Annotated in this window: 1 protein-coding gene; it reads right to left on the bottom strand. The window is 57.8% G+C overall.

The window, feature by feature from the left end:
• Positions 1–493 (bottom strand): VCBS domain-containing protein (locus BHC62_RS03875; RefSeq protein WP_143007478.1); only part of this gene is annotated, 493 nt, incomplete at both ends.

The raw sequence follows: 493 nt of genomic DNA, 5'->3' as shown, positions 1-493 counted from the left end.
TGGGTGGCTGTCAGTGCCGTTGAGGGTGTAGCTGTAGCTGATCACGCCGGTGCTGGCGTTGTAGCCGGTGATGGTCAGGGTGTTGCCGAAACCGGTGGGTTCCGATTGCGGGAACGTCGCGGCGACGCCGTTGGTGACGACATTGATGCCGCCCACCGTCAGGTTTTTCAGTCCATCCAATGCGGTCACGGTGAAGGTGCCGGATTGGGTAAGAGCAGGCCCATCGATAGCGCTGCCCAATGGCAGGTTTTTCTCGTAGACCGTGACTTCACCGCCGTTTACTTCCAGGCCCGTCAGTACCACTGGATCGTCGTTGTTATGCACCTGTAGCACCAGCTTGGCGGTGCTGGTATCGCCGTCACTGTCGTTCAGTTGGTAAGTGAAAGTCTCAGTCCCGCTGCCACCACCATTCAGAGCCATGAACTGCGGATCGGTCTTGTCCAGGGTGTAGACATAGCTGCCATCGGCAAACAATTGCAGTGTGCCGTAGGTA

Source organism: Pseudomonas sp. 06C 126 (genome assembly GCF_001855215.1).
Taxonomy (GTDB): domain Bacteria; phylum Pseudomonadota; class Gammaproteobacteria; order Pseudomonadales; family Pseudomonadaceae; genus Aquipseudomonas; species Aquipseudomonas proteolytica.
The sequence above is the reverse complement of the archived record's forward strand: the minus strand, read 5'-3'. Positions and strand labels throughout refer to the sequence as shown.